General features: G+C 70.8%; 7 protein-coding genes. 2 read left to right on the top strand and 5 right to left on the bottom strand.

The window, feature by feature from the left end; all coding sequences use genetic code 11:
• A partial coding sequence (locus tag ACWDS7_RS44900) for a hypothetical protein (RefSeq protein ID WP_451934273.1) occupies positions 1–378 on the top strand: 378 nt, incomplete at its 5' end.
• Here ACWDS7_RS44900 and ACWDS7_RS44895 read toward each other — a convergent pair.
• From ACWDS7_RS44895 to ACWDS7_RS44875, 5 genes are read right to left on the bottom strand one after another with little or no spacing between them, the layout of a single operon-like run.
• Positions 368–1,777, bottom strand: coding sequence for a polysaccharide biosynthesis tyrosine autokinase (locus ACWDS7_RS44895; RefSeq protein ID WP_451934272.1), 1,410 nt, complete (start codon positions 1,775–1,777; stop codon positions 368–370). The genes ACWDS7_RS44900 and ACWDS7_RS44895 overlap by 11 nt on opposite strands.
• Before the next feature lie 4 nt (positions 1,778–1,781).
• On the bottom strand, positions 1,782–2,822 hold the full coding sequence (locus ACWDS7_RS44890) for an MraY family glycosyltransferase (protein WP_451934271.1): 1,041 nt from the start codon (positions 2,820–2,822) through the stop codon (positions 1,782–1,784).
• Positions 2,819–3,817: an NAD-dependent epimerase/dehydratase family protein gene (locus ACWDS7_RS44885; protein WP_451934270.1), complete on the bottom strand. Its 999-nt coding sequence runs from the start codon at positions 3,815–3,817 to the stop codon at positions 2,819–2,821. Before ACWDS7_RS44885 ends, ACWDS7_RS44890 begins: the two co-directional genes overlap by 4 nt.
• Positions 3,818–3,831: 14 nt before the next feature.
• Positions 3,832–4,842: an NAD-dependent epimerase/dehydratase family protein gene (locus tag ACWDS7_RS44880; protein WP_451934269.1), complete on the bottom strand. Its 1,011-nt coding sequence runs from the start codon at positions 4,840–4,842 to the stop codon at positions 3,832–3,834.
• Entirely contained in the window at positions 4,839–6,032 is a 1,194-nt protein-coding gene (locus ACWDS7_RS44875) for a glycosyltransferase (protein WP_451934268.1), read from the bottom strand. Before ACWDS7_RS44875 ends, ACWDS7_RS44880 begins: the two co-directional genes overlap by 4 nt.
• A gap of 308 nt (positions 6,033–6,340) precedes the next feature.
• On the opposite strand from ACWDS7_RS44875, the gene ACWDS7_RS44870 reads away from it, so the two are divergent.
• Positions 6,341–7,336: a glycosyltransferase gene (locus ACWDS7_RS44870; RefSeq protein ID WP_451934267.1), complete on the top strand. Its 996-nt coding sequence runs from the start codon at positions 6,341–6,343 to the stop codon at positions 7,334–7,336.
• Positions 7,337–7,449: the final 113 nt, after the last annotated feature.

Raw genomic sequence — 7,449 nt, 5'->3', positions numbered from 1 at the left:
GGCGGCGACCCCAGCGGGTTCGCCGCCCAGCCGCTGACCTCCGAACTGGTGGCCGCCGCCGATCTCGTGCTGACGGCCACCGCCGAGCATCGCGCCGGATCGGTGGCCAAGCATCTGCCGGCGGCCGCCCGAGCCTTCACCATCGCCGAGTTCGGCGCGCTGGCCCGGGCCGTGCCGGCCGCCGCGGTCACCTGCCACGAGGATCCCGTACGGCGGGCCCGCGCGCTGCTCACCGAGGTGCGGGCACTGCGCGGGCTGGTCCACGTGGACCAGCCCGACATCCCCGACCCCTACGGCGGCTCCCGGCTGGCCTACCGGGCCGCCGGACGGAGGATCGCCACGTCGCTCGCCGTCCCGCTCCGGCTGCTCACGCGTTAGCCGGCGCCTTGGCCTCGGCGTCGGAGCCCTTGGCCTTGGCCTTGCCCTTCGCCTCGGCGTCGGACTCGTAACCGTAACCGTAGCCGTAGTACTGGCTGTTCCTGGCCGGAGCGAAGTTCAGGACGGTCCCCACCACGCGGGCGTTGATCGACGACAGCATCTCCACGGCGCGGGCCACGTGCTCCCGCCGGGTCTTGCCGTAGCGCGCGATGAGCAGGGTGCCGTCGCAGATCGCCGCCAGCGTCGCGGCGTCGGTGATGGGCAGCAGCGGCGGCGCGTCGACGATCACCATGTCGTAGCTCTCGGTGAGCTGGGCGAGCACGTTGCGCATCCCGCGCGAGCCGAGCAGCTCGCTCGGGTTCGGCGGGATCTGGCCGCTCGGCAGGACCGCCAGCTCCGCGTCTCCCCAGGTCTGGATGACGTCCTGCAGCCGCGCCCGCTCGATCAGCACGTCCGTGAGGCCCGTGGTGCCCTCGATCCCGAGGTAGCGCGGGATGCGCGGGCGGCGGAGGTCGCCGTCCACCAGGATCACCCGCCATCCGGCCTGCGCGAGCGTGATCGCGAGGTTGGCCGCGGTCGACGACTTCCCCTCACCCGGCAGGCAGCTGGTGATCACCAGCGATTTCGGGTGCCGGTCGACGCCGATGAACTGCAGGTTGGTGCGGAGCGAGCGGAACGCCTCAGCCCTGGAGGAGCGGCCCCGGCTGCGGACGATCAGCGGCAGGCGCCGCGCGTCCCGCTCGTAGCCGATGGTCCCGAGGATCGAGGTCTTCGACGCCTGCTGCAGCGCCTCGTCCGACTTGATGGTCGTGTCCAGGCGGTCGCGGAGGATCAGCGAGCCGACGGCGACCGACAGCGCGATCACCATGGCGAGTCCGAGGTTGACCAGCGGCCTGGGGCTGACCGGCGCCACGGGGACGTCCGCCTCGTCCACCATGGTGACCCTGACGGTGGCGCGGCCGGCGGGAGTGGGCCGCTCGATCTGGTCGATCAGCTTGGGGAACTCGACGCCCAGGGCATTGGCCAGCCGCGCCGCCCGCGCGGGGTCGGTGTCGGCGACCGTGGCCCGGATGAGCACGGTGTAGGGGATGGACTCCGCGGTGATGTTGTCCTGGAGGCGCTGGACGTCCTCGCCCGCCGCGATCTGGCTGATCATGCGGCGGCTGGTCAGCAGTTCGGCGTAGGACTGCACCCGCTGCTGGGAGAGCATCCCCGCCTGGTAGGCGGTGGAGAGGCTGCCCTCCCTGTCGTGGCCGGAGACCAGCATGGTGATCGTCGCGACGTATTTGGGAGGCGTGCCGGCGGTCACGACGGACGCCGTGGCCACGGCCAGGAGCAGGGAGAAGACGATGAGCAGCCAGTTCCTGCGCGCGAGCCTTATGTAGTAGAGCAGATCCACTGGATCATCGCCGCCCTTCGCGGATGTTTGTCGCATGGGCCTTGGAACGGCCTGACGGATAGACGTGCACTCTCTGCGGCAGACCGATCAGGATGAGGGCCGTCCCGATCGCGGCGATCGTCGCGATGATCGGGGAGACCCAGCCCAGGGCCGTCATCAGGCCGAGCGCGCCGGTGACGGCCGCGACGGCGGCGAGCGTGAGAGCCGTGAGCCGCGTGCTGAGGCCGAGCCGGCGGATGCGGTGGGAGACGTGGTCGGTGCCGCCCTGCAGCAGCGGGCGGCCGGCCCGCTTACGCGACAGGAACACGACCCCGGTGTCGACGGTCGCGATGAAGGTCGGCAGGAGCAGTCCCGCGACCACCGTGCCCGAGCCCTGCCCGGTCATCAGGAGCGCCGCCGAGCAGGCGAGGACGAATCCGATGAACAGCGACCCGGTGTCCCCCATGAACACCTTCGCGGGCGCCCAGTTGTGCAACAGGAAGCCCAGGCTGGCCAGGGACAGGGTCAGCAGGACCAGTCCGATCGCCGGATGGGAGTACACGAAGGCCGTCCCGGCGAGGAAGGCGGCGCTGACCGTCGTGATGGCGCCCAGCGCGCCGTCCATGTTGTCGAGCAGGTTGAAGGAGTTGGTGATCACGACGATCCACAGGACGGTGAACGGAGTGTCCAGCCAGCTCCCGGTCAGCGGCGCCTGGACCCCGCCCAGCACGACCCCGCCGGCCGCCACCGTCTCGACCGCCAGCCGGGTGAACGGGGACAGGGACGAGAGATCGTCGATCAGCCCGAGCAGGGCCACCGCCACGGCGGCGATCATGATCGCGGTGGTCCGGAGATCGGCCAGGCCCAGCGCGGCGGCTGCCGGGATGACCGTTCCCAGCATGACCGCGACGCCGCCGAGGTAGGGGATGGGCCGCTCGTGCGCCTTGTAGCCGCCCGGCCGGTCGGTGAAGTCCCAGCGCAGCGCGAGGCGCCCCAGCAGCGGAGTGGCCCCGGCGGCCAGCAGGCCGCCGGTCGCGCTCACGATGACGACAGTGGCGCCGTTCACCGCTGGGACGCCGCCAGATCGGCGCGGGCCTCCGCGATGGTCTCGGTGAGGACGTCGTCGAGCGACCGCCTGGGCACCCACCCGGTGAGCTCGCGGAGCTTCCTGGTGTCGGGGACCCGGCGGGCCATGTCCTCGAACCCCTCCTCGTAGGCCTCGGCGTAGGGGATCAGATCGACCCCGGACGTGCTCCCGGCGAGCTCGGTGATCAGTTTGGCGAGCTCCAGGATGCTCACCTCCTCGCTCGAGCCGACGTTGAAGGTCTGGCCGACCGCGCCGTCGTGGTCGAGCAGCCGCACCAGCGCCTCGACCACGTCCCCGACGTGGGCGAAGCACCGGGTCTGCGTGCCGTCGCCGAAGACGGTGAGCGGGAGACCGCTGACCGCCTGCCGGACCAGACGCGGGATGACCATGCCGTAGGCCGGGCTCTGGCGCGGCCCCACCGTGTTGAACAGCCTGACGACGATCGTCGGCAGGTCGCGTTCCTTGTGGTAGGCGTTGGCCAGGATCTCGTCGACGGCCTTGGCGGTGCTGTAGGCCCATCGCACCACCGCCGGGCTGCCCAGGATGCGGTCGGAGGTCTCGGTGAGCGGCCCGCCGGAGTTCTTGCCGTAGATCTCGCTCGTGCTGGTGAGGAGGATCTTGCGCCGGTAGCGGTGCGCGGCCTCGATGACGATCTCCGAGCCGCGGATGTTGGTCGTCAGGGAGCGCAGCGGCTGCTCGACGATCAGCTTGACCCCGACGGCGGCAGCGAGGTGGACGACCACGTCACATCGGTGGACCAGTTCGTCGACCATGAGCTCGTCGAGGACCGAGCCGTGGACGACGCGCAGCCGGGGGTGCCCGGCCAGGTGGGCGAGGTTGGCGGACCGGCCGGTCGACAGGTTGTCCAGGATCACGACGGAGTCACCGCGGGCGAGCAACGCGTCGGTCAGATGGGACCCGACGAAACCGCTCCCCCCGGTTATCAGGTAGGTGCTCCCTGCTGAGTTGCTCATCGGCTCTTCCGATCTCATGTGTGACACGTGCTTGTGGATGACGAGGGCACGGCGTCAGACGCCCGTGCTGAGCCCTCGTGGCGGCCGGGGTCTTGGCTCATGGCCTTCTCGAACCAGGTGACCGTCATGCTGAGCCCGTCGTCCAGCGACACCGGGCGCACGCCGGGGAACAGGCCGGCCAGCAGGCGGGCAGCGGCCTGTGACTGGTGGATGTCGCCCGTCCGGGGCGGCAGGAAGGTCGCCTCGACCGGCCGGCCGAGGACCGAGGCGAGGGCGTCTTTCAAGGTCAGCAGGGAGACGCAGGTCCCGAATGCGAGGTTCACCGGGCTCCCGCTCGTCACCCGGCGGACGGCCGCGTCGGTCAGGACGTCGACCACCGATCCCACGTAGGTGAAATCACGCGCCTGGCTCCCGTCACCGTGGATCGGCACCGGCCGGCCCTGCAGGGCCGCGGACACGAAGGCCGGGATGACGGCCGCGTAGGCGTGGTCGGCGGCCTGCATCGGCCCGTAGACGTTGAAGAAGCGGAAGGGCAGCACCGGCAGGCCGAAGCTCTCCGCGTAGGCCAGGCCGTACGCCTCGGTCGCGAGCTTGCTGGCGCCGTACGGGCTGAGCGGCCGGGTGGCGAGATCCTCGTGCTTGTGCTGCTCCCGGCAGTCGCCGTACACCGAGGACGACGAGGCGAGGATCACGTGCGGCCGGCTCGCGCGGCAGGCCTCCAGGAGATGGAGGGTGCCCGTGGCGTTGACGGAGTGCGAGGCCAGCGGGTCGTTCAGGGACCGGGGCACGGAGGGCCGGGCGGCGAGATGGACGACGTGGGTGGCGCCGGCCACGACCTCCGCCAGCAGCTCCCGGTCCAGGATGCTGCCCATCACGAAGTCCACCCCGACCTCGCCGAGGTTGGCGAGGTCTCCGCTGCTCAGGTCGTCCAGCACCGTGATGCTCTCGACCTCGGGCCGGGCCGCGAGCGCCCGGCACAGATTCGCGCCGATGAATCCCGCTCCACCGGTCACCAGGACTCTCACCTGTTCATCCCTCCCATGATCCTTGTCGTGCCGAGACGATCGCGGTGCCCCGTGCCCAGCGATCGGTAAAGGGCTTCGGTGTCCGCGACGAGGCGTTCCACGGTGAAGGAGGCCCTGGTCCACTGGCGGGCCGCCTCGCCCATCCGGCGGGCGAGCGCGGGGTCGGACAGCAACCTCACGACGTGCTCGGCCAGCTCGCCGGCGGTGGTGCCGGCCAGCAGGCCGGTCTGCCCGTCCCGGACGATCTCGGCGATGCTCCCGACCCGGGTGGAGACGGCCGGGGTGCCGGCCATCCCCGCCTCGATGAGCGTGAGAGGCGTGCCCTCGTTGTCGGAGGTCAGCAGGACCACGTCGGCGGCGGCGTACACCGTCTCCACGTCCTTCCTCCAGCCGAGCAGGTGGAAGGCGTGCCGGAGCGGCCCGATGTCCCGCTCGACCTGCCCGTGCAGCTCACCCCCGCCGCAGACGACGAAGTGGCAGCCGGGCACCCGCCTCAGCACGGCGTGGGCCGTGTCGACGAACCGGTCGGGCCGCTTCACCTGGGTCAGCCGGCCCACGTACGCCACGACGGGCGCGTCCGGGGGGATGCCCAGCGCGGCCCGGGCGGCCCCGCGGTCGGGGACCGGGCCGAGCCGCACACCGGGGGCGATCACGACGTACTGCTCCGGCCGGCCGATGCCGGCTCCGAGAAGCTCGTCGCGGACCCGGGAGCCGACCGTCACCAGCCGGTCGGCCATGGAGGCCAGGACCCGCTCCGACTGGACGTAGAGCGCGCGCTTGGGACGCGAGAAGTATCCGTTGAGGAGATGCCCGTGGAAGACGTGGACGCGGGCCGAGCCGACGCCGGACAGGCAGGCGGCCACGCGCCCGAGCGCGCCGGCCTTCGCCGTCCGGGTGTGGACGATGTGCGGCCGGAACTCGCGCATCGCGCTCATCAGCCGGATGAGGGCGAGGTAGTCGCTGGAAGGCCGGATCGACCGGCCGAGACCCGGGATCAGGTGAACGCGCACCGCCGACCCCTTCAGGTCGAGGTGGTCGCCTTCGGCGGCGCCGACGTGGCCCGTGTAGAGGCGGTGATCGAACTCCTCGGGGTTCAGCCGCTCGGACAGCCCCATCACCTGGGTGGCGGGGCCGCCCACGTTCATCCGGGCGATGATCTCCATGACGCGAATCCGGCCGTCTGCCTTCATGTGGGCTCCTCGACACTGGGCCAGGTACGTCGGAGAAGCTAGCCCGGGATTCGCCCCGCTTCATCGCTGCCGTCACGGTGGCGGCGAAATGTTTCCATATTCCGTACCCGCTCATGATCGAGTCAGCTTATTTGGGGCACTTGGTAAGCCGTGGGTCGTCTCGGTGATCCAGCGTGTCGTCCTTGATAGGACATGCCGGTTGGTGGACCGTGGCGCCTGTGAATTTCAACCAGGTCAGTGTGACCGACCTGATAAACGGTAATGTCGGGCAGGGCCGGATATTCCATACGAATATCTGGTTCAAGAGCGTGAATAATGCCCGCTATGAGAGCTTGCTGCCCTATCTCGGCCGCGTGGACAACCTGCTGCTGGTCTGTTCCGACCGGCGTGTCATGCGCGGCCTCCAGTTCCGTGCGCTGAACTCCACGATCGGCGTCCACGGCCGTGCCCTGTTCGGCATGGCCGCCCGGGCCTACCGGTATGGATTCGTCACCAACACCAGGCACCTCCCCTATGTCGACTTCCCGGTGGTGGTCGACATGGACGATCCGTTCTTCACCGAGCGGGAGGTCTCGGCGCTCCGCTCCGCCAGGCAGGTCGCCGCCCTGGTGGTGACCAACGAGGCGGCGGCCGACCGCTACCGGGAGCTCGGGCTGACCTGCCCGATCCATGTCATAGGCCACGGGCTGCGCCCGTCCGGGCCCGACCCCGCCGCCGCCCGGAAGATGCGCGAGCGGAAGCGGCCGGGCGAGCTGACCGTGGGCTACGTCGCCGCCTGGCATCTGACCGGGACGGACCGGGGCTCCGACGAGCTCTACAACGTGGACCACCTCATCGACGAGCTGTGGCCGCCGGTGGTGGCCGCCTGCCCGCAGGCACGGCTCTGGCTCGTCGGCGGCGTCGGCAGAGCCCTCGGGCGCAAGCTTGAGCACAGGCAGGACATCGAGCTCGTCGGGCACGTGCCGGCCGAGCAGGTGCCCGCCTGCATGGCAGCCTTCGACGTCGGGATATACCCCCGCCGGATCGCGCACGAGCGCTCGTCGATCAAGGTGGCCCAGTCCGTCGGCTGCGGCGTGCCCGTCGTCGGATACCGCGGGGTCCCGACAGAGATGATCAGCCGGCTGGAGTGCGGCCTGACGGTGGAGTCGGCCGGCGACTTCACGGCGGCACTGGTGCGCCTGCTCGACGACGGGCCGCTGCGGGCGAGGCTGTCGGCCAGAGCCCGGGCGGCGGCGGCCCAGGTCGACTGGGACGTCCTGGGCGACACATACGCGCGGCTCCTGGACGAGGCGCTCCCGGCCTGAGGGGACGAGGCGCTCCCGGCCTGAGGGGCTCCGATCTGGCGTGCGACGTGGGCGGCTTCCTGGGGGAAGGTGGGCTCAGGCATCAGGCCACCTCGGCATTCGGCGCCAGCTCC

Source organism: Streptosporangium sp. NPDC003464 (assembly GCF_053588315.1).
The sequence above is the reverse complement of the archived record's forward strand: the minus strand, read 5'-3'. Positions and strand labels throughout refer to the sequence as shown.